The sequence below is a fragment of the Pseudomonas syringae genome (assembly GCF_021605415.1).
Lineage (GTDB): Bacteria > Pseudomonadota > Gammaproteobacteria > Pseudomonadales > Pseudomonadaceae > Aquipseudomonas > Aquipseudomonas syringae_S.
Genome location: NZ_WKEQ01000005.1, coordinates 183,272 through 209,937, shown reverse-complemented (window position 1 = coordinate 209,937; position 26,666 = coordinate 183,272). Strand labels below are relative to the sequence as shown.

Annotated in this window: 26 protein-coding genes; 18 read left to right on the top strand and 8 right to left on the bottom strand. The window is 59.1% G+C overall.

The window, feature by feature from the left end:
- Positions 1 to 363: 363 nt before the first annotated feature.
- The 10 genes from GIW69_RS05615 (at position 364) to GIW69_RS05570 (ending at position 9,868) form a co-directional block, all read left to right on the top strand.
- The gene (locus GIW69_RS05615; protein WP_236481142.1) at positions 364 to 1,113 is read left to right on the top strand and encodes an electron transfer flavoprotein subunit beta/FixA family protein; all 750 of its coding nucleotides are present in this window, start codon (positions 364 to 366) and stop codon (positions 1,111 to 1,113) included.
- A 2-nt stretch (positions 1,114 to 1,115) separates the two neighbouring features.
- Positions 1,116 to 2,045 carry an FAD-binding protein gene (locus tag GIW69_RS05610; protein WP_236481141.1) on the top strand — a complete coding sequence of 310 codons (930 nt, stop codon included), beginning with the start codon at positions 1,116 to 1,118 and terminating at the stop codon, positions 2,043 to 2,045.
- Positions 2,046 to 2,124: 79 nt separating this feature from the next.
- The gene (locus GIW69_RS05605) at positions 2,125 to 2,952 is read left to right on the top strand and encodes a transporter substrate-binding domain-containing protein (RefSeq protein ID WP_236481140.1); all 828 of its coding nucleotides are present in this window, start codon (positions 2,125 to 2,127) and stop codon (positions 2,950 to 2,952) included.
- 9 nt (positions 2,953 to 2,961) lie between these two features.
- The gene (locus GIW69_RS05600; protein ID WP_236481139.1) at positions 2,962 to 3,318 is read left to right on the top strand and encodes a DUF4398 domain-containing protein; all 357 of its coding nucleotides are present in this window, start codon (positions 2,962 to 2,964) and stop codon (positions 3,316 to 3,318) included.
- Positions 3,315 to 4,127, top strand: a complete 813-nt coding sequence (locus tag GIW69_RS05595; RefSeq protein WP_236481138.1) for an OmpA family protein — start codon at positions 3,315 to 3,317, stop codon at positions 4,125 to 4,127. Before GIW69_RS05600 ends, GIW69_RS05595 begins: the two co-directional genes overlap by 4 nt.
- A 288-nt stretch (positions 4,128 to 4,415) precedes the next feature.
- On the top strand, positions 4,416 to 5,855 hold the full coding sequence (locus GIW69_RS05590; RefSeq protein ID WP_236481137.1) for an aminotransferase-like domain-containing protein: 1,440 nt from the start codon (positions 4,416 to 4,418) through the stop codon (positions 5,853 to 5,855).
- A gap of 77 nt (positions 5,856 to 5,932) precedes the next feature.
- Positions 5,933 to 6,406, top strand: coding sequence for a translation initiation factor 2 (locus tag GIW69_RS05585; RefSeq protein WP_236481136.1), 474 nt, complete (start codon positions 5,933 to 5,935; stop codon positions 6,404 to 6,406).
- 162 nt (positions 6,407 to 6,568) lie between these two features.
- Positions 6,569 to 6,823, top strand: a complete 255-nt coding sequence (locus GIW69_RS05580; protein ID WP_236481135.1) for a YkgJ family cysteine cluster protein — start codon at positions 6,569 to 6,571, stop codon at positions 6,821 to 6,823.
- A 40-nt stretch (positions 6,824 to 6,863) separates the two neighbouring features.
- Positions 6,864 to 7,469 carry an START domain-containing protein gene (locus GIW69_RS05575; protein ID WP_236481134.1) on the top strand — a complete coding sequence of 202 codons (606 nt, stop codon included), beginning with the start codon at positions 6,864 to 6,866 and terminating at the stop codon, positions 7,467 to 7,469.
- Between the two features lie 305 nt (positions 7,470 to 7,774).
- Complete coding sequence (locus tag GIW69_RS05570) at positions 7,775 to 9,868, top strand: LTA synthase family protein (protein ID WP_236481133.1); 2,094 nt, start codon at positions 7,775 to 7,777, stop codon at positions 9,866 to 9,868.
- 62 nt (positions 9,869 to 9,930) lie between these two features.
- Here GIW69_RS05570 and GIW69_RS05565 read toward each other — a convergent pair whose 3' ends face one another.
- A complete protein-coding gene (locus tag GIW69_RS05565) occupies positions 9,931 to 10,089 on the bottom strand; it encodes a DUF3309 family protein (protein ID WP_169432680.1) in 159 nt (52 codons plus the stop codon).
- A gap of 399 nt (positions 10,090 to 10,488) precedes the next feature.
- Between GIW69_RS05565 and GIW69_RS05560 the strand changes: the two genes are divergently transcribed.
- From GIW69_RS05560 to csrA, 3 genes are all read left to right on the top strand, one after another.
- Positions 10,489 to 11,304: an SDR family oxidoreductase gene (locus GIW69_RS05560; protein WP_236481132.1), complete on the top strand. Its 816-nt coding sequence runs from the start codon at positions 10,489 to 10,491 to the stop codon at positions 11,302 to 11,304.
- Between the two features lie 63 nt (positions 11,305 to 11,367).
- The gene (locus tag GIW69_RS05555; protein WP_236481131.1) at positions 11,368 to 11,700 is read left to right on the top strand and encodes a YnfA family protein; all 333 of its coding nucleotides are present in this window, start codon (positions 11,368 to 11,370) and stop codon (positions 11,698 to 11,700) included.
- Positions 11,701 to 11,847: 147 nt separating this feature from the next.
- Positions 11,848 to 12,033 (top strand): carbon storage regulator CsrA, encoded by a 186-nt coding sequence (gene csrA, locus GIW69_RS05550; protein ID WP_236481130.1) that lies wholly within the window; start codon positions 11,848 to 11,850, stop codon positions 12,031 to 12,033.
- Between the two features lie 5 nt (positions 12,034 to 12,038).
- Here the strand turns inward: csrA and GIW69_RS05545 are convergent, their stop codons facing one another.
- From GIW69_RS05545 to mnmC, 5 genes are all read right to left on the bottom strand, one after another.
- Positions 12,039 to 12,266 (bottom strand): YheU family protein, encoded by a 228-nt coding sequence (locus tag GIW69_RS05545; RefSeq protein ID WP_003199186.1) that lies wholly within the window; start codon positions 12,264 to 12,266, stop codon positions 12,039 to 12,041.
- A gap of 174 nt (positions 12,267 to 12,440) precedes the next feature.
- A complete protein-coding gene (locus GIW69_RS05540) occupies positions 12,441 to 13,631 on the bottom strand; it encodes an osmoprotectant NAGGN system M42 family peptidase (RefSeq protein WP_236481129.1) in 1,191 nt (396 codons plus the stop codon).
- A gap of 140 nt (positions 13,632 to 13,771) precedes the next feature.
- A complete protein-coding gene (ngg, locus tag GIW69_RS05535; protein ID WP_236481128.1) occupies positions 13,772 to 15,517 on the bottom strand; it encodes an N-acetylglutaminylglutamine synthetase in 1,746 nt (581 codons plus the stop codon).
- 3 nt (positions 15,518 to 15,520) lie between these two features.
- Positions 15,521 to 17,293: an N-acetylglutaminylglutamine amidotransferase gene (locus tag GIW69_RS05530; RefSeq protein ID WP_236481127.1), complete on the bottom strand. Its 1,773-nt coding sequence runs from the start codon at positions 17,291 to 17,293 to the stop codon at positions 15,521 to 15,523.
- A gap of 261 nt (positions 17,294 to 17,554) precedes the next feature.
- Positions 17,555 to 19,534 (bottom strand): bifunctional tRNA (5-methylaminomethyl-2-thiouridine)(34)-methyltransferase MnmC2/FAD-dependent 5-carboxymethylaminomethyl-2-thiouridine(34) oxidoreductase MnmC1, encoded by a 1,980-nt coding sequence (gene mnmC, locus GIW69_RS05525; protein ID WP_236481126.1) that lies wholly within the window; start codon positions 19,532 to 19,534, stop codon positions 17,555 to 17,557.
- A gap of 221 nt (positions 19,535 to 19,755) precedes the next feature.
- Here mnmC and pap point away from each other — a divergent pair, with 221 nt between their 5' ends.
- Positions 19,756 to 21,270, top strand: coding sequence for a polyphosphate:AMP phosphotransferase (gene pap / locus GIW69_RS05520; protein WP_236481125.1), 1,515 nt, complete (start codon positions 19,756 to 19,758; stop codon positions 21,268 to 21,270).
- A 103-nt stretch (positions 21,271 to 21,373) separates the two neighbouring features.
- Entirely contained in the window at positions 21,374 to 22,558 is a 1,185-nt protein-coding gene (locus GIW69_RS05515) for a thiolase family protein (protein WP_236481124.1), read from the top strand.
- A gap of 138 nt (positions 22,559 to 22,696) precedes the next feature.
- Here the strand turns inward: GIW69_RS05515 and GIW69_RS05510 are convergent, their stop codons facing one another.
- Positions 22,697 to 22,891: a DUF6316 family protein gene (locus GIW69_RS05510; protein WP_236481123.1), complete on the bottom strand. Its 195-nt coding sequence runs from the start codon at positions 22,889 to 22,891 to the stop codon at positions 22,697 to 22,699.
- A gap of 206 nt (positions 22,892 to 23,097) precedes the next feature.
- Here GIW69_RS05510 and GIW69_RS05505 point away from each other — a divergent pair, with 206 nt between their 5' ends.
- Positions 23,098 to 24,057 (top strand): DMT family transporter, encoded by a 960-nt coding sequence (locus GIW69_RS05505; RefSeq protein WP_236481122.1) that lies wholly within the window; start codon positions 23,098 to 23,100, stop codon positions 24,055 to 24,057.
- A gap of 96 nt (positions 24,058 to 24,153) precedes the next feature.
- Here GIW69_RS05505 and GIW69_RS05500 read toward each other — a convergent pair whose 3' ends face one another.
- Positions 24,154 to 25,548, bottom strand: a complete 1,395-nt coding sequence (locus GIW69_RS05500) for a class II fumarate hydratase (RefSeq protein WP_236481121.1) — start codon at positions 25,546 to 25,548, stop codon at positions 24,154 to 24,156.
- 193 nt (positions 25,549 to 25,741) lie between these two features.
- Here GIW69_RS05500 and GIW69_RS05495 point away from each other — a divergent pair, with 193 nt between their 5' ends.
- Both GIW69_RS05495 and GIW69_RS05490 read left to right on the top strand, forming a co-directional pair.
- Positions 25,742 to 26,266: a DUF2059 domain-containing protein gene (locus GIW69_RS05495; protein ID WP_236481120.1), complete on the top strand. Its 525-nt coding sequence runs from the start codon at positions 25,742 to 25,744 to the stop codon at positions 26,264 to 26,266.
- A gap of 12 nt (positions 26,267 to 26,278) precedes the next feature.
- The gene (locus GIW69_RS05490; RefSeq protein ID WP_236481119.1) at positions 26,279 to 26,578 is read left to right on the top strand and encodes a BolA family protein; all 300 of its coding nucleotides are present in this window, start codon (positions 26,279 to 26,281) and stop codon (positions 26,576 to 26,578) included.
- The last annotated feature ends 88 nt before the right edge of the window (positions 26,579 to 26,666 follow it).

Sequence of the window (26,666 nt, the reverse complement as noted above, 5' to 3'; positions counted from 1 at the left end):
CCAGATAAATCAAAGAAGCGCGGCTTATGACTGGCCATTTTGCCGTATTGACCGGAATAGGCGTTCCGGTCAAGATACGGGCGGTTTTGCGCTCGCCGTAGGCTGACTGGTGGTTTCAAGAGCACCTCTAAAGACAGGGCGTAGGCGGTACAAGGTGATGCGCAGCGCAGGTTTGGCGCGCAGTTTACACAGCGTGAAGATGAATGACTGATCGGTCACCACTGACGAACGGTCATCTTCTTGGCGACGTGAGTCACCTCGTACACATGCCGGCGTTTTTAGAGGTGCCCTTGTGCCCGATGAGCATCAATCGCCAGGTTCGCCTGGGCGACTTTCTTTTCACCGGAGAGTAACGAGGAATCCATGAAGGTTCTTGTAGCTGTCAAACGCGTTGTGGACTACAACGTCAAGGTCCGCGTCAAGGCGGACAATTCCGGCGTCGACCTTGCCAACGTCAAGATGTCGATGAACCCGTTCTGCGAAATCGCCGTGGAAGAAGCCGTACGCCTGAAAGAGAAGGGCGTTGCGACTGAAATCGTCGTCGTCTCCATCGGCCCGACCACCGCTCAAGAGCAATTGCGCACTGCGCTGGCTCTGGGCGCCGACCGTGCCATCCTCGTCGAGTCCGCTGAAGACCTGACGTCGCTGGCCGTGGCCAAGCTGCTCAAGGCTGTGGTCGACAAGGAACAGCCTCAGCTGGTGATCCTCGGCAAACAGGCCATCGACAGCGACAACAACCAGACCGGCCAGATGCTCGCTGCACTGAGCGGCTACGGTCAGGGCACCTTCGCTTCGAAAGTCGAAGTGTCTGGCGACACCGTTGCCGTGACCCGCGAAATCGACGGCGGCGCGCAGACGGTTTCCCTGAAACTGCCGGCCATCGTCACTACCGACCTGCGTTTGAACGAGCCGCGCTACGCGTCCCTGCCAAACATCATGAAAGCCAAGAAGAAGCCTCTCGAAGTGCTGACTCCGGACGCTTTGGGCGTTTCCACCGCCTCTACCAACAAGACCCTGAAAGTCGAAGCGCCGGCTGCACGCAGCGCAGGCATCAAGGTCAAGTCGGTGGCTGAACTGGTCGAGAAACTGAAAAACGAAGCGAAGGTAATCTAATCATGACTATCTTGGTAATCGCCGAACACGACAACAAAGTGCTGGCCCCGGCCACGCTGAACACTGTGGCTGCCGCTGCCAAAATCGGCGGCGACATTCATGTGCTGGTTGCTGGCCAAGGCGCTGGCGCCGTGGCCGAAGCCGCTGCGAAAATCGCAGGCGTGAGCAAAGTCCTGAACGCTGACAATGCCGCTTACGCGCATCAGCTGCCGGAAAACGTTGCTCCACTGGTTGCGGAGCTTGGCGCCGGTTACAGCCACATCCTGGCTGCCGCCACCTCCAACGGCAAAAACATCCTGCCGCGCGTTGCCGCTGCACTGGATGTCGACCAGATCTCCGAGATCATCTCGGTAGTCAGCGCTGATACCTTCACCCGTCCGATCTACGCCGGTAACGCGATCGCCACCGTGCAATCGACCGCCGCTGTGAAGGTCATCACTGTCCGCGCCACCGGTTTCGACCCGGTTGCCGCTGAAGGTGGTTCGGCTGCTGTTGAAGCCGTCGCGGCTGCTCACGATGCCGGCACGTCCAGCTTTGTTAACGAAGAACTGGCCAAGTCCGACCGTCCTGAACTGACCGCTGCCAAAATCGTCGTTTCCGGCGGTCGCGGCATGCAGAACGGTGACAACTTCAAACACCTGTATGCCCTGGCCGACAAGCTGGGCGCTGCCGTCGGTGCTTCCCGCGCTGCGGTCGACGCAGGTTTCGTGCCGAACGACATGCAGGTCGGTCAGACCGGCAAGATCGTCGCGCCACAGCTGTACATCGCGGTCGGTATCTCCGGCGCGATCCAGCACCTGGCCGGCATGAAAGACTCCAAAGTGATCGTGGCGATCAACAAGGACGAAGAAGCGCCGATCTTCCAAGTGGCCGATTACGGTCTGGTGGCGGATCTGTTCGAAGCAATCCCTGAGTTGGAGAAGCTGGTCTAATCCAGCCGCTTCACTTATAAAGAGCCCGGCCTGTTGGTCGGGCTTTTTTTGTTTGGGATTTGAGTGGGAGCGTTTCGCCATGGATCTGCGCCGCCGATTGGGCTGCATCGTATTGCTGGTTTCTGTTCTGTCGCCTGGACTTTCCATGGCGGCCGGCAAGTGCGAGCGGCTGGTGGTCACCGGCAGCCCGGATGCACCGCCGTACCTCTGGCAGGATCCACAAAATCCAAATCGCCTGATTGGCGCCAGTGCCGATCTGTTGCAGCAAGTGGCCAAAGAGCTCGGCATCAAGGTCGACATGCTCTACGCCGGCAAACGCTCGCAAGCGATGGACGAGGTACGCAGCGGGCGCATGGACATGCTGGCCGATGCGTCGCTGACCCTCAATGAGCTGGAAACCCTCGACTATATCCATCCGGCGCTGCTGGAAAACGATTACCTCGTGTGGACGCGCAAGGGCTCGACATTGGTCTACAGCGAGGCGAACGATCTGCACGGTCACCCGGGTGCCGTGTCGGAAAAGTCTCGAATGACCCAGGCATTCGGCACTTTTGCCGAACAGCAATTGTCCCTGACGCGGACAGCAAACCTCACCCAGGCCTTTCAGAAATTGCTCTTGGGCGAAGTGGAATACGTACTCGCCGGTCGCTATTCAGGCATGGCGGCCGCGCAGGCATTGGGTATGGCCAACGACTTGCTGGCATTTGAACAACCGATCGACCGACCCGGTCTATACCTCGCGGTTTCCCATGACTCGGCCTGCAACGATCCGTGGTTGCGCGGACAGCTGGCTAAAAAGATGACAGAATTGCCCGCGTCCGGACTGGCGGAAGCCGCGCTGCAACGCAACATCGAGCGTTGGAAAACACAGCAACAGCAGCAACCTGCCAGTGCCCCAAAACAGTAGGGATTCTTAGTGAGTATTCGACCTTTTTTCGCGGCCCTGGCCGTTCTGGCCCTGGCCGGTTGCGCCAGCGATCCGGCACCGAATGAACAAATGCGTTTGACCGAACAGGCACTCGAACAGGCCAAAGCCGTGGGCGCCACTGCCGACGAAGTGCCGGAAATGAAACTGGCGGAAGACAAGTTCAATCGCGCCAAGGGCAACATGGCTGACCAGTCGTTTCGCAATGCGCGGATGCGCTCCGAGCAGGCCGAACTGGATGCGCGCCTGGCGGAAGCCAAAGTGCTGACGCAAAAGAGCGAGGAACAGCTGAACGTGCTCAACACCCGCATTACCCGCCTGCGCAAGCAATTGAGGGATGCCCAATGAGCCTCAAGTCTAAAGTCCTCGGCGCTTTGATCCTCGCCGGTTGCGCAAGTCTCTACGGCTGCGCCGGTCAACACAGCGAAGCCGCATTGCAGCAGGCCGGTAATGACTTCCAGAAGGTCAAGGAAGACTCCAACGTGTTGCGAATCGCGCCCAAGGATGTGATCCGCGCCGGTGAATCCCTGGCTCGGGCCGACCGCTTGTCCACCTATTGGGGCAGTGGTTCGGATGTGGTGCATTACGCCTACCTGAGCCAGCGCTACAGCGAGATTGCGCGGCAGCACACCGATCAAGTGCTTAACGAAGAGCGCGCCGCCAAGCTCGAACTGGAACGTCAGCGTCTGCAACTGGCCTTGCGTGAATCGAAGTTGCAAAGCGTGCAGCAGCAAGGCAAGTGGCTTGAAGAACAGATCGTCGCGCTGGCGACGACCCAGACCGACCGTGGTTTGGTGATGACCCTCGGCGACGTGCTGTTCGACACCGGCGAAGCGGAGCTGAAAAACTCGGCCAACCGTGTCTTGCTGAAGATTGTCCAGTTCCTGCAGCTCAATCCGAAACGCGTCGTGCGCATTGAAGGCTATACCGACAGTACCGGCGGCAAACAGGAAAACCTCAAACTGTCCCGCGACCGTGCGCAAGCGGTGGCTAACGTGCTGATGGATCTGGGCATTGACGACAAACGCATCAAGGTCGAAGGCTACGGCGACGGCTACCCGGTGGATGCCAACGCGTCCGAGCGCGGACGTGCGCAGAACCGCCGCGTCGAAATCGTCTTCTCCGACGAAAAAGGCCAGCTCGGCGCCGCCCGCTGAACACTTTTGCAGGAGCTGGCGAAGGCTGCGATCTGTTGATCCTGTTTTTGAGATTCAAAAAACAAGATCAACAGATCGCAGCCTCGATTCACTCGACAGTTTCTACCGTTCAATAGCCCGGAATTCCGGGTTTTTTTACGCCTGTCGATTACTTCGGAAAACCATACAGTTTTGCCTGACACTGCACTGTATGGTTGACTAACCTGGCAACTGTCCCAGTACACTTGCAAACTGTTCCGGTATTGTTCACCACAAGAATAAAATGCCCGTTAAATCGAGTGCTGCGTCATGACCAATCTCTTGCTCTACCAACGTATTGCTCAACAGCTGGCCGAAGACATTCGCCGTGGCGTTTATCAGCCGGGAGAACGCGTGCCATCGGTGCGCAAGATGAGCTCGCAGCTCAATGTCAGCCATGCCACCGTGTTACAGGCGTACGCCAACCTTGAAGATCAAGGCCTCATCCGTGCTCGACCGCAGTCCGGCTATTACGTCCACCAGACGCCTGCGCTGACCGCGCCGACACCGGACATCGCCCGGGTCGAGCGTCCGGGCCTGGTCACGCGCAGCAGCATCATTCAACAAGTGCTGACCGAATCACGCCGCGAAGGTGTTTTCCCGTTGGGCGCCGCTGTGCCAAGTGTTGAGTATTTGCCGGTGCGCGCATTGCATCAACAACTGGCCAAGGTCACGCGTTTCCACAGTCCCCGCGCATTCAGTTACATGTTCAGCCCCGGCTTTGAGCCATTGCGCCGACAAGTCGCAATCCGCATGCGCGATGCCGGGGTCGTAGTCGATCCTTCGGAAGTGGTGATTACTCACGGCTGCGTCGATGCCTTGCAGATGTCACTGCGCGTACTGACCCGTCCGGGCGACCTGATCGCTGCCGAATCGCCAACCTATTACGGCTTGCTGCAACTGGCCGATCTGCTGGGCCTGAAAGTCATCGAGATCCCTAGCGATCCGTCCACCGGCATGAGCCTGGAAGCCTTACAACTGGCGGCCAACCAGTGGTCGATCAAAGCGCTGGTGCTGACTACGCGCTTGAGCAATCCATTGGGCGGCACCATGCCGGAGGAACGTCAGAAACAGTTGCTGCGTCTGGCGTCGGATTTCGATATCCAGGTCATCGAAGACGATATCTACGGCGAACTGATGTTCGAGCAGGGCCGTACCAAAGCACTCAAGGCTTACGACCGGCTGGATCGAGTGATTTATTGCTCAAGCTTTTCCAAAACCTTATCCCCGGGTGTGCGTATCGGCTGGATGATTGCCGGCAAGTTCCAGCAGGAAATCCAGCGTCTGCAGACATTCACCACGCACTCAGCGTGCAGCGTCACGCAAATGGCCATTGCGGCGTATCTGGAAAACGGTGGCTACGACCGGCATCTGCGTTACATCCGTCAGGAATACCGGAAAAACCTCAGCGCCTTTCAATTGGCGGTGCAGCAGCATTTTCCCGAGGGCACACAGATGACCCGGCCCACCGGCGGATTCATTTTGTGGGTGAGTTTACCGGGGCGGGTGAACACCCAAGAGTTGCATGTTCGCGCCTTGCAGCAAGGCATCAGCATCGCGCCCGGACTGATCTTCAGTAATACGGAACAATTCAATCACTGCATCCGTCTCAATTGTGGAATCCCGTGGAACCGCGAGGCGGAGCGGGCATTGATGACGCTGGGCATGCTGGCTACTCAACTCTGCCAGGAGATGGCCGGCGGTTTTTAAGTCACGGAGGGCTTGAGCTTGTCAGATCACGATCAACAGGTGAGCATATGGCCCTCTGCCGTTAGTGCCACAGGTTTATGAAAGCGACTTTTCTCACTGCCCGGGTTTTGCTGTGCTTGCTGATGATCGGCGAGGTACCGTCGCTCATGGCGGCGTCCGTGCAGGAAAAACCGGCCGCGACCGAGAAAAAAACAGTAACGAGCACCAAAGCTGTGGCTGTGAAGAAACCTCCACCGAAGAAAGCCACGCCGGTCAAGAAACGTTCGCCGATTGCCTCCAAATCCAAGTCGGCGAAAGAGCTGGTGAAGAAGCCGCTGCCTCCCGCCAGACTTGATTTGAGTTTGCCGAAGAGCATGGTTCAGGAGTTGAAGCCTGAAGGCACCGTACCATTGCCCAAACGTGATCCGATCCTCCCGCAAATGTTTGGCGAGAAGAACAGCGGCTTCCAACTCAACGGCCGCCTGCTCAGCAACGAAATGCAGTTGCAACTGCGCAATGACGAACGCCGGGATGTTGAAGGCGCGGCGCTGGATTTCGAATTCAAGAATTAGTCACCGTTCAGTAACCCACACACCAGACGCTTCGTCGGAGACTGCTCGGTCACGCGCGTTTCTGCGCAAAAGCTCCGTTGAAGTAATTTGAAACAACCGTTTTAGCGGGTACTCTGTCCCGCGTCCCTTTAACACATTCCCCGTCGTGAGGAGCTTGTCGTCATGAAATGCCGTGAAGGCTGTGGCGCCTGCTGCATAGCCCCTTCCATCAGTTCGCCGATTCCCGGTATGCCGCAGGGCAAACCTGCCGGAGAACGTTGCGTGCAGCTGTCTGTCGAAAACCTGTGCAACATCTTTGGTCAGTCGGAGCGTCCCGCCGTCTGTTCGGCGTTCGATGCCGATATCGAAGTCTGTGGCGACAGCAGCGAAGAAGCGATCAGGCTGATCGGCTGGTGGGAGCAGATGACGGCGGCGTGATGTGTCATAAGACGGAACTTCAACAATAAGGAATAAGACTATGGGTTCGCTGCATCGTATCGCTGTGTTGTGTGGTTTGACCGCTGTGCTGGCCACTTCGGTCGCGCAGGCTGAAGACTGGAAAGTCGCGAAAAACGAAGAGGGTATCAAGGTCTCCCTTAGCGAAATTCCAGGTTCCGACTACAAGGCTTATCAGGGCGTGGCGCTGATGAAAACCACCGTCGCCAAGCTCAAGGCCTTGCAGGAAGATGTTTCCGGCGCCTGTGCGTGGATTCACGAATGCAAGACCCAAAAGCTGCTCAAGCATGAAGGCGACCAGAGCTGGACTTACACACAGTTCAACACGCCATGGCCCGTGACCCCGCGTGATTCGGTGTTGCACGTCACCACCGTCGAAGGTGCCGACGGTAGCCTGACCCGTAATCTGGAAGGCGTGCCGAAGTACATTCCAGAAGAAAAGGGTTTTGTCCGGGTCACTCAGGTCAAAGGATTCTGGAAGTTCGTGCCCAAAGGCGATCAAGTCGAAGTGACTTATCAGGTTCACACCGAACCGGGCGGCAGCGTCCCGGCCATGGTCGCCAACAAGTTTGTGGTCGACGCTCCGTTCAATACCCTTAAAGCCCTGAAAGAGCGCGCCGAGAAGTAATATTCGCCGCGCCGGACAAACGCCCCGACCGGTTCGGGGCGTTTTGTTTTCAGGCTTATTGTGTTTCCGGATATGCGTTGCACGAAATTTTCACAAAGTGTTAAAGACAATCCGCCCGCGCCGTTTTCATCTTGCCGCCGCCACCGAGTTCATCAAATGAAAGAACCGGGGAGGGCGGCAGTAATCAATGGCAATGGCGTCAGTGATCGTGCAACATTTGCGCACCGCGCAAGCCCCGGGGCCTGGATTGGCCAACAGAGGGCAGTTTTTTCGCAACTTCAACTTCCAATGGGTCCTAAAACGACATGGCAAACCCGGACGCCCTGAATCAGCAGCGAGCTTCAAATCGCCTGCTGCAACCGACCGTCAAATCGCATCTGGCCTACACGCTGTTGTGCGCCCTTATCATGATGGTGATGTTTTCCGTGCTGCGCCTGGCGCTGCTGGTCTACAACCGCGAAATGATCCTTGATACGCCCGCCTCGTTGTTCCTCGAAGCCTTCGCCAACGGCTTACGTTTCGACATCCGCCTGGTGGTGTACCTTTCCATTCCGTTACTGCTGGCGCTGTTCAGCGTGCGGGCCATGGCCGCGCGCGGTTTTTTCCGTCTGTGGCTGACCGTGGTATCCAGCATCGCGCTGTTCCTCGGCCTCATGGAAATGGACTTCTATCGTGAATTTCACCAGCGCCTCAACGGCCTGGTATTCCAGTACGTGAAAGAAGACCCGAAAACCGTGATGAGCATGCTCTGGTACGGTTTTCCGGTGGCGCGTTACCTGCTGGCCTGGGCCGTGGGCACGTTGATTCTGACCCTGGCATTCAAAGGCGCCGATCGTTTGACCCGACCGCGCGGCCCGTTCAGCGGTGGCAGCATTGGCACCCGCCAAGTGGCGCCATGGTATGCACGCCTGGGGGTGTTCTTCATTTGCCTGTTGATTTGCGTTACGGCCGCTCGCGGCACGTTGCGTCAGGGCCCGCCGCTGCGTTGGGGCGACGTCTACACCACCGATTCGAACTTCGCCAACCAGCTCGGTCTCAACGGCACGCTGTCGTTGATCGCTGCTGCGAAAAGCCGCATGTCCGAAGATCGCGACAACGTCTGGAAAGCCACGGTGGAACAGCCAGTCGCCCAGCAGACCGTGCGGGACATGCTTTTGACCCCGAGCGACAAACTGGTCGACGCCGACACCGCGGCGGTGCGTCGTAACTACACACCGAACGCCGACAAGACGCTGCCGATCAAGAACGTTGTCGTCATCCTGATGGAAAGCTTCGCCGGTCATTCGGTTGGCGTGCTGGGCCGTCCGGGCAACATCACGCCTTACTTCGACCAATTGTCGAAAGAAGGCCTGCTGTTTGACCGCTTTTTCTCCAACGGCACTCATACCCACCAGGGCATGTTTGCCACCATGGCATGTTTCCCCAACCTGCCGGGCTTCGAATACCTGATGCAGACGCCGGAAGGCAGCCACAAACTGTCCGGTCTGCCGCAGTTGCTCAGCGCTCGTGACTACGATGACGTCTACGTTTACAACGGTGACTTCGCGTGGGACAACCAGTCCGGTTTCTTCAGCAACCAGGGCATGACCAACTTCATCGGTCGTAACGATTTCGTTAACCCGGTGTTCTCCGACCCGACGTGGGGCGTGTCCGACCAGGACATGTTCAACCGTGGTCTGGAAGAGTTGAAAGCCCGCGACGGCAAGGACAAAAAACCGTTCTATGCCTTGCTGCAAACCCTGTCCAACCACACCCCGTACGCTTTGCCGACGCCATTGCCGGTCGAGCGCGTGACCGATCGTGGCAGCCTCAATGAACATTTGACCGCCATGCGTTACTCCGACTGGGCGTTGGGTCAGTTCTTCGAGAAGGCCCGCAAGGAGCCGTACTTCAAAGAAACCTTGTTCGTGATTGTTGGCGACCACGGCTTCGGCAACGAGCAGCAGATTACCGAAATGGATCTGGGTCGCTTCAACGTGCCGATGCTGATGATTGCCCCTGGCATGCAGGAAAAGTTCGGCCAGCTTGACCACACCGTGGGTACGCAGATCGACATCGTGCCGACCATCATGGGACGCATCGGTGGTGACGTGATCCATCAGTGCTGGGGTCGCGACCTGCTGAACCTGCCGGAAGGCGACAAGGGCTTCGGCGTGATCAAGCCATCAGGCAGCGATCAGACCGTGGCGCTGCTCACCGCGGATCGCGTGCTGGTACTGCCCAAGGAAATGCCGCCCAAGCTTTATCAATACGAGCTGGGCGCTAATCCGAAAGGCGAAGTGATCCCGGCGTCGGCTGACGAAGCGGCGTTGAAGCAAAAACTTGAATCGTTTATTCAGACTGCGACCAAAAGCCTGATCGACAACACCGCCGGTGTGGTTGACGGCAAGCCGGACTGATTAATCGGCGCAATAAAAAAGAGGCCCTTTTTCAAGGGCCTCTTTTTTTATGCTTTAAATCGTCATATCCGGCCAAGTAACAACAGCACCAACAGTACGACCAGCACTACACCGATGATGCCCGAAGGACCATAACCCCAACTTCTGGAGTGCGGGAAGACAGGCAGACCACCGATCAGCAACAGGATCAGGATAATGATAAGAATTGTGCCCATGTCGATTTCCTTGTTGATAGTGGCGGAAAAGTCTTGGTATTCAAGAGGCGTCTGAAGTCCAACTTAATGCAGACGGCTTACAAACTCCGACTCGCGCGAATGACAGAAAATTCAATGTTTTTTTAATGTATTTGGATTGCCCGGTTATTCCGTTTTAAAACGGTGGGCATCGCGCAAGGCCGCGATCTTTTAAAGATCAAAAAATCGCAGCCTCGTTGCACTCGACAGCTCCTACAACACAAGAGATGAGGCAGAGGGTTTGTATAGGAGCTGCCGAAGGCTGCGATCTTTCGACCTTGCAGCCACGGTTTTCGCTCACCATTCAGCAATCTGATGGAGCGTGGATCGCTGTGCATCCTTCGCTACACTCCGCGCATCTTCCCCGGAACAACAAGGCTGTCTGCTATGCAAAATCGCATGATGATCACTGGCGCAGGCTCGGGCCTGGGTCGCGAAATCGCGCTGCGCTGGGCGCGTGAAGGCTGGCGACTGGCCTTGTCCGATGTCAGCGATTCCGGGTTGCAGGAAACCCTCAAACTCGTACGGGAGGCGGGAGGCGACGGGTTTACCCTGCGCTGTGACGTGCGCGATTACAGCCAGCTCACGGCTTTCGCCCAGGCGTGCGAAGTCAATTTTGGCGGCATCGATATCATCGTCAACAACGCCGGTGTGGCGTCGGGCGGCTTCTTCAGCGAATTGTCCCTGGAAGACTGGGACTGGCAAATCGCGATCAATCTGATGGGCGTCGTCAAAGGCTGCAAGGCATTCCTGCCGTTGCTTGAACAAAGCAAAGGCAAGATCATCAACATCGCCTCCATGGCCGCGTTGATGCAGGGCCCGGCAATGAGCAATTACAACGTGGCCAAGGCCGGTGTGGTGGCGTTGTCCGAAAGCCTGTTGATTGAACTGGGGCAACAGGAAGTCGGCGTTCATGTCGTCTGCCCGTCGTTCTTCCAGACCAACCTGCTTGATTCTTTCCGTGGCCCGACACCGGCGATGAAAGCTCAGGTCGGCAAGTTGCTGGAAAGTTCGCCGATCAGCGCAGCAGACATTGCCGACTACATCTATCAGCAAGTTGCCGCCGGCGAGTTCATGATCCTGCCTCACGAGCAAGGTCGGATGGCTTGGGCAATCAAGCAGAAAAACCCGCAATTGCTCTACAACGAAATGGCTTCGATGGCCGAGAAGATGCGCGCCAAGTCCAGGCAAACCAACAGTTGAACTTGCCCGCGTGATGCCGCGTCGTTAGGGTGGCCGCAACGGTCATCCTGACGAGACATTTGCATGCTTAATTACCTTTGGTTTTTTCTCGCCGCACTGTTTGAAATCGCCGGTTGCTTCGCTTTCTGGATGTGGTTGCGTCAGGGCAAAAGCGCCTTGTGGGTAATCCCGGCGCTGGCCAGCCTGGCGTTGTTCGCACTGTTGCTCACGCGCATTGAAGCGACTTATGCCGGTCGTGCCTATGCCGCTTATGGCGGCATTTACATCGTTGCTTCCATCGGCTGGCTGGCGGTGGTCGAGCGTATTCGCCCCTTGGGATCGGACTGGATTGGCGTGGCGTTATGCGTGATCGGCGCCAGCATCATTCTCTTCGGGCCACGGTTTTCTGCTACCTGAATATGGATTTTCAGGCGGTTTGCAGGAAATGTCCTAAGGCTTTGGCTTTCCATCGCGTAGGGCATGACTGATTTGCCGGGAGCGCATTGTCTGAAAGGCGCAACCCGCGCATCTTCAGGGCTCGATAACCCTCAAGGATGCTTTCCTATGCTTGTACTCAGCCGCGTCGTGGGCGAGTTGATTTCCATCGGCGATAACATAACCCTGCGCGTTTTGTCCGTGAACGGCTCAAGCGTGCGGTTCGGCGTTGAAGCACCGACGCAGGTCGAAGTGCATCGGGCCGAGGTCTATCAGCGCATCCAGCAAAAACGGGCTCGAAACGGCAATCGCTGAGCGGTTCAGTCGAACAGATGCTTGGGCACGTCATGCTTGAGCATTAACTGGCACTGCTCGCTCTCCGGATCGAACACGATCAGCGCCTGACCTTTGGTCAACGCCTGACGCACGCGTAATACGCGGGTTTCCAGTGGTGTGTCGTCACCGTTGTCGGTGCCGTCGCGGGTGACGAAGTCTTCGATCAGGCGGGTAAGCGTGTCGACTTCAAGTTGGTCGTGGGGAATCAGCATGGGCACCTCTGTGTAGGTAATGGCGCGATGCTACGGTGAATGAGGGTTATGGGCCAGTCTGAGGTTAAGACGCTGCCTGATCTGACCATTCGCGAGCAGGCTCGCTCCTACCGTTGGACACGCGTTGTCCGTGTGGAAGCGCGCCTGCCCGCGAACGCTATCTCAAGCCAAGCCTTAACTATCCGAACGCTGCCCCACCAGGCTGTCCACCGACGGCACCCGCGTTTCGCTTTCCATCTGCGCGTCATGCTCGATCTGATGACTGAAGTTATCCAGCGAAGCATTCGCCGGCTGAGCATCGCTGGCAAACACCGGCGGACTCAGAATGTAGGCACCGAGCAAGCGACTCAGCGCTGCCAGGCTGTCGATGTGCGTGCGTTCATAACCATGGGTGGCGTCGCAACCAAAAGCCAGCAGGGCAGTGCGAATATCGTGGCCGGCCGTCACCGCCGAATGCGCATCGCTGAAGTAATAGCGGAAGATGTCTCGGCGCACGGGCAGTTCATTCTCGCCGGCCAGGCGCAGCAGATGCCGTGACAAGTGGTAGTCGTAAGGCCCGCCGGAATCCTGCATCGCCACGCTCACCGCGTGCTCGCTGGAATGCTGGCCGGGGGCGACCGGGGCGATGTCGATGCCGACGAATTCGCTGACGTCCCACGGCAATGCCGCCGCCGCGCCGCTGCCGGTTTCCTCGGTAATGGTGAACAGCGGATGGCAATCGATCAGCAACTCCTGGCCGCTGTCGATGATTGCCTTGAGCGCCGCGAGCAGCGCGGCGACGCCGGCCTTGTCGTCGAGGTGACGGGCACTGATGTGGCCGCTTTCGGTGAACTCCGGCAACGGATCGAAGGCCACCACATCGCCGACACTGACGCCGAGGGATTCGCAATCTGCGCGCGTCGCGCAGTAGGCGTCCAGACGCAGTTCGATGTGATCCCAGCTGATCGGCATCTGATCCACTTCAGTGTTGAACGCATGCCCCGAGGCCATCAATGGCAATACGCTGCCGCGAATCACACCGGTGTCGGTGAACAGACTGACGCGACTGCCTTCGGCGAAGCGGCTCGACCAGCATCCGACCGGCGCCAGCGTCAGCCGACCATTGTCCTTCACGGCACGGACGGCGGCACCGATGGTGTCCAGGTGCGCTGAAACAGCACGGTCGGGGCTGTTCTTCTTGCCTTTGAGCGTGGCGCGGATGGTGCCACGACGGGTCATTTCGAAGGGGATGCCAAGTTCTTCCAGCCGCTCGGCCACGTACCGCACGATGGTGTCGGTGAACCCGGTGGGGCTGGGAATGGCGAGCATTTCCAGCAAGACTTTTTGCAGGTAGATCAGATCCGGTTCGGGAAGATGTTGGGTCATAGAAACTCCTGATGGTTGAAGGACTGATCGTTCCCATGCTCTGCGTGGGAATGCAGCCCGGGACGCCCTGCGTCCCATGGCGGACGCGTCGCGTCCGTGGAGTCATTCCCACGCAGAGCGTGGGAACGATCAGGAAAGGTTCAGACCGCTGGCTGGCTGTGCGGAAACAACAGATCCACAAACTTTTCAGCCGTCGGCTGCGGCTCGTGGTTGGCCAGGCCGGCCCGTTCGTTGGCTTCGATGAAAACGTACTCCGGTTGATCGGCCGCGGGCACCATCAGGTCGAGGCCGACCATTGGAATGTCCAGCGCCCGCGCCGCACGCACGGCGGCGTCGACCAAGGTCGGGTGCAGAATCCCGGTGACATCTTCGAGTATTCCGCCGGTATGCAGATTCGCGGTGCGGCGCACGAACAAATGCTCGCCGGCCGGCAGAACCGTGTCGTAGTTGTAACCGGCCGCGTGCAGGGTGCGTTCGGTTTCGTTATCCATCGGAATCTTGCTCTCGCCGCTCGTGGCCGCCTGCCGACGCCGGCTCTGCGCTTCGATCAGTGCGCCAATGGTGTGTTGACCATCACCGACCACTTCCGCCGGACGTCGAATCGCCGCTGCCACGACCTCGAACCCGATCACCACAATCCGCAGATCGAGACCTTCGTGGAAACTTTCCAGCAGCACACGGCTGTCGAACTGACGCGCCGCTTCGATGGCTTGCTGCACCTCTTCGATGCTCCGCAAATCCACCGCAACGCCTTGGCCCTGTTCTCCATCCAGCGGCTTGACCACCACCCGCTGGTGCTCATCGAGAAATTCCAGGTTGTCATCCGCGTTGCCCGCCAGTTGCTGCGACGGCAAGTTGAGACCGGCGGCCTTCAGCGCTTTGTGGGTCAGGCTTTTGTCCTGGCACAGGGTCATGCTGATGGCACTGGTCAGGTCGCTCAGGGATTCGCGGCAACGAATCCGCCGTCCGCCATAACTCAGTGTGAAAAGTCCCGCATCGGCGTCATCCACGTGCACATCAATGCCGCGTCGATGGGCTTCCTCGACGATGATCCGCGCATAAGGATTGAACGCCGCTTCCGGGCCAGGGCCGAGATACAGCGGCAGATTGATGCCGTTCTTGCGCTTGATGGCGAAGGTCGACAGGTTGCGAAAACCGAGTTTGGCGTAGAGGCTTTTCGCCTGACGGTTGTTATGCAGCACCGACAGGTCGAGGTAGCTCAAGCCACGGCTCATGAAGTGTTCGATCAAATGCCGCACCAGCACTTCCCCGACACCCGGACGCGAACAGTGTGGGTCGACCGCCAGGCACCACAAGCTGCTGCCGTTTTCCGGATCCTTGAACGCCTTGTGATGATTAAGACCCATGACGCTGCCGATCACCGCGCCGCTGTCCTCGTCCTCGGCCAGCCAGTAAACCGGTCCGCCTTGGTGGTGGGGCGTGAGCAGCTCGGGATCGATCGGCAACATGCCGCGAGCCTGGTAGAGCGTATTGATGCCTTGCCAGTCCGTTTCACTTTGTGCGCGACGGATGCGGAAGCCGCGAAACACCCGAGTAGCCTGGCGATAATCGCTGAACCACAGGCGCAGAGTGTCGGACGGGTCAAGAAACAGCTGCGCCGGCTCCAGCCCCAGAATCTGTTGCGGGGCGGCGACGTACAGCGCGATATCGCGCTCACCTGGTTGCTCGTTGAGCAACTCGCGGGCGAGGCTCGCCGGGTCGGGAAAGGTATGGCCGATCAGTAACCGGCCCCACCCGCAATGCACGGCAATCGGGTCGGCGGCCAGCGTGCTGCCGTCTTCGGCCAGGCGCGCCTGCAAGCGTTCATAGGATGGCGTCTGGCCGCGCAGCAAACGTTGGTTATAAGCCGTGGGATGAGCTTTCATCTATCAGATTCCTTGCTCGCTCAACCACAGGTTCAGAGCCGCCAATTGCCACAGCTTGGAGCCGCGCAGCGGGGTCAGTTGCCCTTGCGGGTCGGTGAGCAAGCGATCGAGCATGACCGGGTTGAACAGGCCGCGATCCTGGCTCGGATCCAGCAGCAGTTCGCGCACCCAGTTCAGCGTGTCGCCTTGCAAATGCTTGAGACCGGGCACCGGGAAGTAACCCTTTTTACGGTCGATCACTTCACTTGGGATGACCATCCGCGCCGCTTCTTTGAGCACTTGCTTGCCGCCGTCGGGCAGCTTGAATTTGCCCGGCACCCGCGCCGACAACTCAACCAGTCGATAGTCGAGAAACGGCGTGCGAGCCTCCAGGCCCCAGGCCATGGTCATGTTGTCGACACGTTTGACCGGGTCGTCCACCAGCATCACCGTGCTGTCCAGACGCAGGGCCTTGTCCACTGCTGCATCGGCGCCGGGCTGTGCGAAATGTTCCTTTACGAAGTCGCCGGCTGCGTCGTTGGCGGTCAGCCATTTCGGCTGCACGGTGGCGGCGTAGTCGTCGTAGCTGCGATCAAAAAATGCCTCCCGATACGCCGCATAGGGATCGGCCGCGCCATCCACTTGCGGATACCAGTGATAACCGGCGAACAATTCGTCGGCGCCCTGACCGCTCTGCACCACTTTGCAATGCTTGGCCACTTCTCGGGACAACAGATAGAAGGCGATGCAGTCGTGACTGACCATCGGTTCACTCATCGCCCGGAACGCGGCGGGCAATTGCTCGATGATTTCTTTTTCATCGATACGCAATTGATGGTGATGGGTGCCGTAGTGCTTGGCGATCAAGTCCGAATACTGGAATTCGTCGCCGCGCTCGCCGCCGGCATCCTGAAAACCGATGGAGAAGGTCGACAGGTTTTCCACGCCGACTTCGCGCAGCAACCCGACCAACATGCTCGAATCGACACCGCCGGACAGCAGAACACCCACATCCACCGCTGCACGCTGACGGATCGCCACGGCGTCGCGGGTACTGTCAAGAACGCGGTCGCGCCAGTCTTCCAGCGTCAGGTTTTTCTCGTCTTCATGGGGACCGTAAGGCAGCGTCCACCAGGTTTTCTGTTCGGTACGGCCATCGGCTTCGATACGCATCCACGTGGCGGGCGGCAGTTTTTCAATGCCGGCGAGCAACGTGCGTGGCGCAGGCACCACTGCGTGGAAATTCAGGTAATGGTTGAGCGCTACCGGATCGAGGATCGGATTGATGTCCCCACCCTTGAGCAGGGCCGGCAGTGCCGAGGCAAAACGCAAACGCTGGCCGGTGCGCGACAGGTACAACGGCTTCACGCCGAGACGGTCACGGGCGATGAACAGGCGCTGGGCGTCGCGCTCCCAGATGGCGAAAGCAAACATGCCGTTGAGCTTGGGGAGCAACGCTTCGCCCCAGGCGTGGTAGCCCTTGAGCAGCACTTCGGTGTCGCCACCGGAATAGAAGGCATAGCCGAGTTCTTCGAGTTCGGCACGCAGTTCAGGGAAGTTGTAAATCGCACCATTGAAGGCCAGGGACAAACCCAGTTGTCCGTCGGTCATCGGCTGCGCTGAACCGTCCGACAGATCCATGATTTTCAGGCGGCGATGGCCGAGGGCAATCGGCCCTTGGGCCTGGAAGCCCCATGCGTCGGGACCGCGAGGGGCCAGGTGATGGGTGATTCGTTCAACGGCTGCAAGGTCTGCAGGTTGATGATCAAAACGTAACTCGCCAGCTAATCCGCACATAAAATCCTTACCGGTTTTTCCGTTGGGGAGGGTGATTCAGTACCGCGCCCGAATGGCGGGTACTCTAAAACTGACCCGGCGCAGACGTGGGAGTTTTAGAACGATCAGTTATAAGCAATTCGGACGAACCTGGCTGGAGTTACCACAGAACGTGTAATCCGGTGGGGTAGAGGGTAATTACATTCATGGAAATTACTGCGGGTTAACCGGCCTGACGCAGATGCAGGCGCGGTTCGAGAAAGCACAGACGCTGAAGACGCGTTATTTGCCCCGGATCAGGCGCCGCAAGGCAAACCGGTTGGGATGACACGCCTCGGCCACGCTGCGGGGCAGCGGCAATGGCTCGTTTTCCAGCCAGGCTGCCAGCAATTCGCCGGACAACGGCGCGGTGATAAGGCCGCGTGAGCCGTGGCCACTGTTGACGTACAAACCGTCGAGCCAGGGGCAGGCGATCTCCGGCACTTGCCGGGCGTCCTTGCTCAACGCGGCATAGGCATGGAGAAAGGCATCGCGGCCGGCGAGGGGGCCGATGATCGGCAAGTAGTCGGGGCTGGTGCAGCGAAAGGCTGCACGACCCTGGAGTTGGTCGGGGTGCAGTTCATCGATACGCAGGCGCGAGAGCAGATCCGTGGAGATTTCTTCAAGCATCGCCAGGTTACCCAGGTGCTCGGCGGTGGACGGGGTCAGGTCATCACTGTGGAAATCGAAACTGGCACCCAGCGTGTGCTCGCCGAGTCGGGCAGGCGCCACATAACCTTCGGCGCAAACGACCGTCGCCAATGCCTTGCTCTGTTCGGTTTGTACCAGACGGGTGATTTGCCCGCGAATGCGTTTGAGCGGCAGTTCAGCGCTTTGCGCGAAACGCTGAATGTCGGCGGCACCGGCCAGTACCACTACGGGCGCGCTGGCGAGAAGACGTTCGCCGTCGAAGGCCTGCCATTGCTCATCGACTTTGCGCAGCTCAAGCACGTCGTGATGGCGCAGCAGTTTGACATTCGGTCGGCTGGCTTGCGCCTGGCACAAGGCTGGCGGATGCACCCAGCCGCCTTCGGGGTAAAACAGGCCGCCATGGGCCAGACCGATTCCGGCCTGTGTTTGTGCTTCAGGCTGGTCGAGCCATTGCAGCAGATCTTCAGGAAATGCGGCGGCGAGTTGCGCCTGACGCTCGGCTTCCTTGGCGTTGAACGCCAGTTGCAGCACCCCGCAATCATCCCAGTCAACCCCGCGTTGCAGGGTTTCGAGCAGGCGCCGGGTGTAGCCGAAACCGCTGACAATCATTTGCGACAGCGCGGTGCCGTGGGCAGACAGTTTCAAATAGAGGACACCTTGAGGATTGCCCGACGCTTCCCGGGCCACTGCGTCGTGCCGTTCCAGCAAGCTGACCTGCCAACCCCGTGCGGCAAGGGATGCCGCGCTGGCACAGCCGGCCAGTCCGGCGCCGATCACCAGCGCCCGGCGTTCAGCGGTAATTGGCGCGGGGCGGGCGAACCACGGTTTGTCCGGCGCGGGTGACGGAACATCGTGCGGCCAACCGAGAAACTCACCGCGCAGGATCTCCCATTTATGGCCGATGCCCGGCGTGCGCTTCATCTTGAATCCGGCTGCGTTGAGCAGCCGCCGAACCCAACCGGTGCTGGTAAAGGTGCTGATGGTCGAACCGGGCGCAGCCAGTCGCGCGAGTTCGGCAAACAGTTCGGCCGTCCACATATCCGGGTTTTTTGCCGGAGCAAAACCGTCGAGAAACCACGCGTCGATTTGCGCATCCAGTTGCGGCAATTGCTCCAGGGCATCGCCGATCAACAGCGTCAAAGTCACGCGGCCGCTGTCCAGCACGATTCGTTGAAAACCTTGATGGATCGCCACGTAGCGGGTCAGCAATTGATCCGCCAATGACTTGAGATCAGGCCACAGCGCAAGCGCCCGCTGCAGATCGCTAGGGCTCAACGGATATTTTTCGACACTGACAAAATGCAACCGTGCACCGGCCACGGCGTGTTGCTCGAACAGCTGCCAGGCGCAGAGAAAATTCAGCCCGGTGCCAAATCCGGTTTCACCGATCACCAATCGCCCGTCGTTCGGCAGCGCGGCAAAGCGTTCAGCCAAAAGGTTCTGTTCGAGAAACACGTAGCGCGTTTCATCCAGCCCGGACTTGTCGGAGAAATACACGTCATCGAACACACGCGAATGCGGGCGTCCCTGGTCGTCCCAGTCGAGTTGGGCGTGGGGCAATTCAGGTTTCATGGCGGGCTCGGCGATGGCAAGGCGCGCATTCTAGCCGATCCACGGCAAGGCTAGATGTGTGGTGGCCGGGGAGAGTTCTGTGAGGCCGAAAAGATCGCAGCCTTCGGTAGCTCTTACAAAGGAACGGCGTACACCCTGGAGCCCGAAGGCTGCGATCTTTTTTGGGCTACTTACTATCAAAGGATCCGCTAGTCTTGCAGAACCTTCCAAGGAGCCGTCCCATGTTCGAATCCGCCGAAATCGGCCACGCCATCGACAAAGACACTTATGAAGCCGAAGAGCCGGCCCTGCGTGAGGCGCTGCTCGAAGCCCAGTACGAATTGCAGCAGCAAAAACGCTTTCCGGTGATTGTGCTGATTAATGGCATTGAAGGCGCGGGCAAGGGCGAAACGGTCAAACTGCTTAACGAATGGATGGATCCGCGTCTGATCGAAGTCCGCACGTTCGATCAACAGACCGATGAGGAGCTGGCGCGGCCACCGGCCTGGCGTTATTGGCGGATGCTGCCGGCCAAGGGGCGCATGGGGATTTTCTTCGGCAACTGGTACAGCCAGATGTTGCAGGGGCGGGTGCATGGTTTGTTCAAGGATCCGCGACTGGATCAGGCGATCAACGCCGCCGAGCGTCTGGAGAAAATGCTTTGCGACGAAGGCGCGCTGATCTTCAAGTTCTGGTTTCACCTGTCCAAGAAGCAAATGAAGGCGCGCCTGAAGTCCTTGGCCGACGATCCGCTGCACAGCTGGCGCATCAGTCCACTCGACTGGCAGCAATCGCAAACCTACGACAAATTCGTCAAATATGGCGAGCGCGTGCTGCGCCGCACCAGCCGCGATTACGCGCCGTGGCATGTCATTGAAGGCAAGGACGCCAATTACCGCAGTCTGGCGGTCGGCAAGATTCTGCTGGAAGGTTTGCAAAGTGCGTTGAAGCGACCGAAAACCCAGACCCACGATGTCACGGCAGCGCCGCTGGGAATGGCGGTGGATCAGTTGAACCTGCTCGACAGCCTCAATTTGAACCAGCGGCTGGACAAGAAAGATTACGAAGAGCAACTGATCAACGAACAGGCGCGACTCTCCGGACTGATGCGCGATAAACGCATGCGTCGGCATGCGCTGGTCGCGGTGTTCGAAGGCAATGATGCGGCGGGCAAGGGCGGCGCGATTCGACGCCTGGCGGCAGCACTCGATCCGCGTCAGTACAACATCGTGCCGATTGCCGCACCGACCGAAGAAGAGCGGGCGCAGCCGTATCTTTGGCGTTTCTGGCGACACATTCCGGCGCGGGGCAAATTCACGGTGTTCGACCGCTCCTGGTACGGGCGCGTGTTGGTCGAAAGGATCGAAGGTTTCTGCAGTCCCGCCGACTGGCTGAGGGCGTACAGCGAGATCAATGACTTTGAAGAGCAGGTCGCCGACGCCGGTGTCATCGTGGTCAAGTTCTGGCTGGCCATCGATAAAGACACCCAGATGGAGCGGTTCAAGGAACGCGAAGAGATTCCGTTCAAGCGCTACAAGATCACCGAAGACGACTGGCGCAACCGCGAGAAGTGGGATGACTATCGCGCAGCGGTGGGCGATATGGTCGATCGCACCAGCACCGAAATTTCCCCGTGGACGCTGGTCGAGGCCAATGACAAGCGCTGGGCGCGGGTGAAAGTGTTGCGCACGATCAATCAGGCGCTGGAAGACGCCTTCGAGCGCTCCGGCAAGCAGGCGAAAAAACACAAGGGCTGATCCGATGGACACGCATACGCGAGGTGAATGATTGTCGCGGTCGGTAATGGGGTGGACTTATGCTCGAACCACTTCCAACCGATAACAACAATTGAGGTATGCCATGCGTGAAGTGGTGATCGTCGACAGCGTACGGACCGGCCTGGCCAAGTCCTTTCGCGGCAAGTTCAACCAGACCCGCCCGGACGACATGGCGGCGCATTGCGTCAACGCGCTGCTCTCGCGTAACGACATCGACCCGGCCAGCGTCGAGGATTGCATCGTCGGCGCGGGCTCCAACGAAGGCGCGCAGGGTTACAACATTGGCCGCAACGTGGCGGTGTTGTCGCGCCTGGGCACCGGCACTGCCGGCATGACCCTCAACCGCTTCTGTTCCTCGGGGTTGCAGGCGATTGCGATTGCCGCCAACCAGATCGCCTCCGGATGCAGCGACATCATTGTTGCGGGCGGCGTTGAGTCGATCAGCCTGACCATGAAAAGCGTCAACACCGATCACTTGATCAATCCGCTGCTCCAGCAACAGACTCCCGGCATCTATCACACCATGGGGCAGACCGCCGAAACAGTGGCGCGGCGTTATGGCGTCAGTCGTGCTGCACAGGATCTATATGCCTTGCAAAGCCAGCAGCGCACTGCTCAGGCGCAAGCGGCCGGGTTGTTCGATGACGAAATCGTGCCGATGTCAGTCAAGTATCGAGTGGAAGACAAAGCCACTGGTCAGGTGCAGATTCTGGATGGCGTTGTCGAGCGCGATGACTGCAACCGCCCGGACACCACGCTTGAAAGCCTTGCGTCGTTGAAACCGGTGTTTGCCGAGGACGGGTCGGTGACCGCCGGCAATTCGTCGCAGTTGTCCGACGGTGCCTCGATGACCCTGGTGATGAGCCTGGAGAAAGCCCTGCAACTGGGCTTGAAGCCGAAAGCGTTTTTCCGTGGTTTCACCGTGGCCGGTTGCGAGCCCGATGAAATGGGCATTGGCCCGGTGTTCTCGGTGCCGAAACTGCTCAAAGCCAAAGGTTTGCAAGTGGCTGACATCGATCTCTGGGAACTCAACGAAGCGTTCGCCTCGCAGTGCTTGTACAGCCGCGATCGTTTGGAAATCGACAACGCGAAATACAACGTCAACGGCGGCTCGATTTCCATCGGCCACCCGTTCGGCATGACCGGGTCACGGCAGGTAGGGCATCTGGTGCGTGAGTTGCAACGGCGCAATATGCGTTATGGCGTGGTGACCATGTGTGTTGGCGGCGGGATGGGGGCTACGGGGTTGTTTGAGGCGGTGCGTTAACCCTGAGAGGTTGACTGCCTGTTCTATAGCTATCGCGGGCAAGCCCGGCTCCCACAGGATTTATGGGATGACATCGGTTTTCGATGACGCCGAGAAACCTGTGGGAGTCGGGCTTGCCCGCGATGGAAGCACTGCGGATCAAGCCCTGGAATCCAGAAGCTGCATCCGCGCAATGTATGCCCGGATGCCCTGTTCGGTTCGCTGGGTACTGTCAAACGGCCCCTCAAGCGTGTCTTCCCGGGTGGTGAAATACAAATCACCGTTGACTCGGCAAATCCGTTCACTGCGAAATCGCATGGCGGGTGCGGCGTCCTGGGCGCGCATGGTTAACATGGCAAGTCTCCTGAAAGGCCATGGGTGTGTCGAATCAGCTTATGCCTGAAGCACTGGGTTCGCCCGGGCAGCCGATCAATGGCATTGCGCCAATAATCCGTTGCGACCTGCACAGTTTCAGGCGCGGCCGGAGCGCAACTGTCCCTGTGTCCCTTCGCTGGCTGCGCCTACACTGGCGGTTCTCGTCAGATCGCTTTGGGGTTGTCATGCATGTTTCATCGGGTCGCTGGGTATATGGATTATTTCTCGCCCTGCTGACCGCGTTTCTGTGGGGAATCCTGCCGATCAAACTCAAACAGGTGCTGCAAGTGATGGATCCGGTCACGGTGACCTGGTTTCGTTTGCTGGTGTCCGGCGGCTGTCTGTTCGTTTACCTGGCCTCGGTCAAGCGCCTGCCGAGCCGCAAAGTGCTGGGCCCCAAGGGCGGCTGGCTGGTGCTGATGGCGGTGCTCGGGCTGGTCGGCAATTACGTGCTGTATCTGATGGGTCTCAACCTGCTAAGCCCCGGCACGGCGCAACTGGTGGTGCAGATGGGGCCGATCATGTTACTGATCGCCAGCCTGTTCGTATTCAAGGAGCGTTTCAGTATCGGGCAGGGGATTGGCCTGCTGGTGCTGCTGATTGGCTTTGTGCTGTTTTTCAATCAGCGTCTGGCGGAGCTGCTCACTTCGCTGTCGGATTACACCGCCGGCGTCCTGCTGGTGCTGCTCGCCTCGACGGTCTGGACGTTCTACGCCTTGGGCCAGAAGCAATTGCTGACGGTATGGAATTCGTTGCAGGTGATGATGGTGATCTACCTATTCTGCGCCCTGTTGCTCACGCCGTGGGTACATCCGCTTGAAGCGTTGAGCCTGAGCCCGTTGCAGGGTTGGCTGCTGCTGGCGTGCTGCATGAACACCCTGATTGCCTACGGCGCGTTTGCCGAAGCGTTGGCGCATTGGGAGGCGTCGCGAGTCAGTGCAACATTGGCGATTACGCCGCTGGTGACATTCGGCGCGGTCGCGGTGGCGGCAACATGGTGGCCGGCATATGTGCACGCCGAGCAGATCAACGGTTTGGGCTATGGCGGCGCGGTGCTGGTGGTGCTGGGTTCGGCGCTGGTGGCGTTGGGGCCTTCACTGGTTGCCGGGTTGCGGGCGCGACGGGCGAAGATTGTGCCTGGCTGAACACCTTCATTACATCTTTTCGCGAGCGGGCTCGCGCCCACATGGATAGCAATTTCCTGCGGGAGCGAGCCTGCTCGCGAAAGCGGATTACCAAACTCAGCCCTTGGCGCCAGCCTCGATCATGTTCTCCGGCCGTACCCACGCATCAAACTCTTCATCGGTCAGATACCCCAGCTCCAGCGCTGCCTCTCGCAGGGTTTTCCCTTCGCTGTAAGCCTTCTTGGCGATTTCCGCCGACTTGTCGTAACCGATGTGTGGGTTCAACGCGGTCACCAGCATCAAGCCGCGTTCCAGATGGTTCGCCATGACTTCGGCGTCCGGCTCCAGGCCTGCGATGCAATGCTGCTGAAAGTTGCTGCAGCCATCGGCGAGCAGGCGGATCGATTGCAGCAGGTTGTGGATGATCACCGGTTTGAACACGTTCAGTTGCAGGTGACCCTGGCTGGCGGCAAAACCGATCGTCACGTCGTTGCCCAGCACCTGACAGGCGAGCATCGACAGCGCTTCGCATTGGGTCGGGTTGACCTTGCCCGGCATGATCGAGCTGCCCGGTTCGTTGGCCGGCAGTTTTACTTCGGCAAAACCCGCCCGTGGCCCGGAGCCGAGCAGGCGCAGGTCGTTGGCGATTTTCATCAGCGCCACGGCGAGGGTTTTCAAGGCGCCCGACAGTGTGACCAGCGGTTCATGGCCGGCAAGCGCAGCGAATTTGTTCGGCGCGGTGACAAATGGCAGGCCGGACAGCGCCGCCAGTTCCGCAGCAATGGCCTCACCGAAACCGTGCGGCGAGTTGAGTCCGGTGCCCACCGCCGTACCGCCCTGAGCCAGTTCGCAGACCGCCGGCACCGAGGCGCGGATCGCCCGTTCGGCATAATCCAGTTGCGCTATAAAGCCCGACAACTCCTGCCCGAAGGTAATTGGCGTGGCATCCATCATGTGGGTGCGGCCGGTCTTCACCAGTTTCATGTGACGCGCGGCCAGTTCGGCCAGGCCACCCGACAGCTCGGCGATGGCCGGCAGCAGTTGATCCTGCAAGGCGCGGGCCGTGGCAATGCTCATGGCGGTGGGGAAACAGTCGTTGGAACTCTGCGAGCGGTTGACGTGATCGTTCGGATGCACCGGCGTCTTGCCACCGCGCGGATTGCCGGCCAGTTCGTTGGCGCGGCCGGCGATCACTTCGTTGGCGTTCATATTGCTTTGAGTGCCACTGCCGGTCTGCCACACCACCAGCGGAAACTGGTCGTCATGTTGACCATCAAGCACTTCGTCGGCGGCCTGTTCGATCAGGCGGGCGATGTCGGCGGGCAGGTCGCCATTGCGGTCGTTGACCCGCGCGGCGGCTTTTTTGATCAGGGCCAGGGCGTGCAAGACCGGTAGCGGCATGCGTTCCTGGCCAATGGCGAAGTTGATCAGCGAGCGTTGCGTCTGAGCACCCCAGTAAGCGTCGTCCGGGACTTCGATCTGGCCCAGACTGTCGGTTTCGATACGGCTCATCGTGCACACTCCTGTTGGTCTGATTGCGCTGTTTAGGCCTGCGTCGGCCCGGGTGGTTCCATCGACCCGATTGTTGACCTCTTAAAGCCGTCCAATCAAGCGCGACAAGGGGCGGGGGTTGAGCGCCGGCGTTTTTTAGGCGCAGAATGGTCGCCCTTGGGGTTTTACCCCGCCTGCTAGAAAAGGAAACTCGATGACTCGTCTTCGTGCCATCTGTACCGCGGTAGCCCTGGTCTGTGCCAGTGGCCAGGTTCTCGCCGATACCGCCAGCCACAACGCCAGTGCCGAAGCTTTCCTGACCCTGGCGCACGCTGACAAACTGGGCACTCCGGTGTACATGCAAGTGCAGCAAATGTTCGCCCAGCGTTTTGAACAGACCAAAGCCCCGGAATCGAAAAAAGCCGTGCTGGAAACCTATCAGGCCAAGGCCAACGCCGCGCTCGATCAAGCCATTGGCTGGAACAAGCTGAAGCCGGACATGGTCAAGCTCTACACCACCAACTTCACTGAGTCCGAGCTCAAGGATCTGGTCGCGTTCTACCGGTCGCCGCTGGGCAAGAAAGTCCTGGAAAAAATGCCGCAGCTGACTCAGCAATCGGCGCAAATGACCCAGGCCAAGCTGGAAAGCGCCGTGCCGGTCGTCAACAAGTTGCTGGCTGACATGACCACCGAGCTGGATCCGAAAGGCGCCGCCGCACCGGCCAAGAAAAAGCCGTAACCGGAGTTTCACATGACCATGCAACAACGCATCGAATCGACGCTGAGCCTGCTCCAGCCCGAGCACCTGCAGGTGCTGGATGAAAGCCACATGCACAGTCGCGGGTTGCAGACGCATTACAAGGCTGTGGTGGTCAGCGCGCAGTTCGAGGGCCTGAACCGGGTCAAGCGCCACCAGAAAGTCTACGGCACGCTTGGCGAGCTGATGGGCGAGTTCCATGCGTTGGCGCTGCACACCTACACGCCACAGGAATGGGCAGAGGCGGGCGCTGCGCCGGCTTCGCCGACCTGTGCGGGAGGAGATCAGTCGTAAAAAGCTGCCAGCGGCAAGCGGCAAGATTGGAACGCGGCGCATCAGCTTGCCGCTTCAAGCTCGCCGCTCAAAGCTGCTTTTTGTTAGA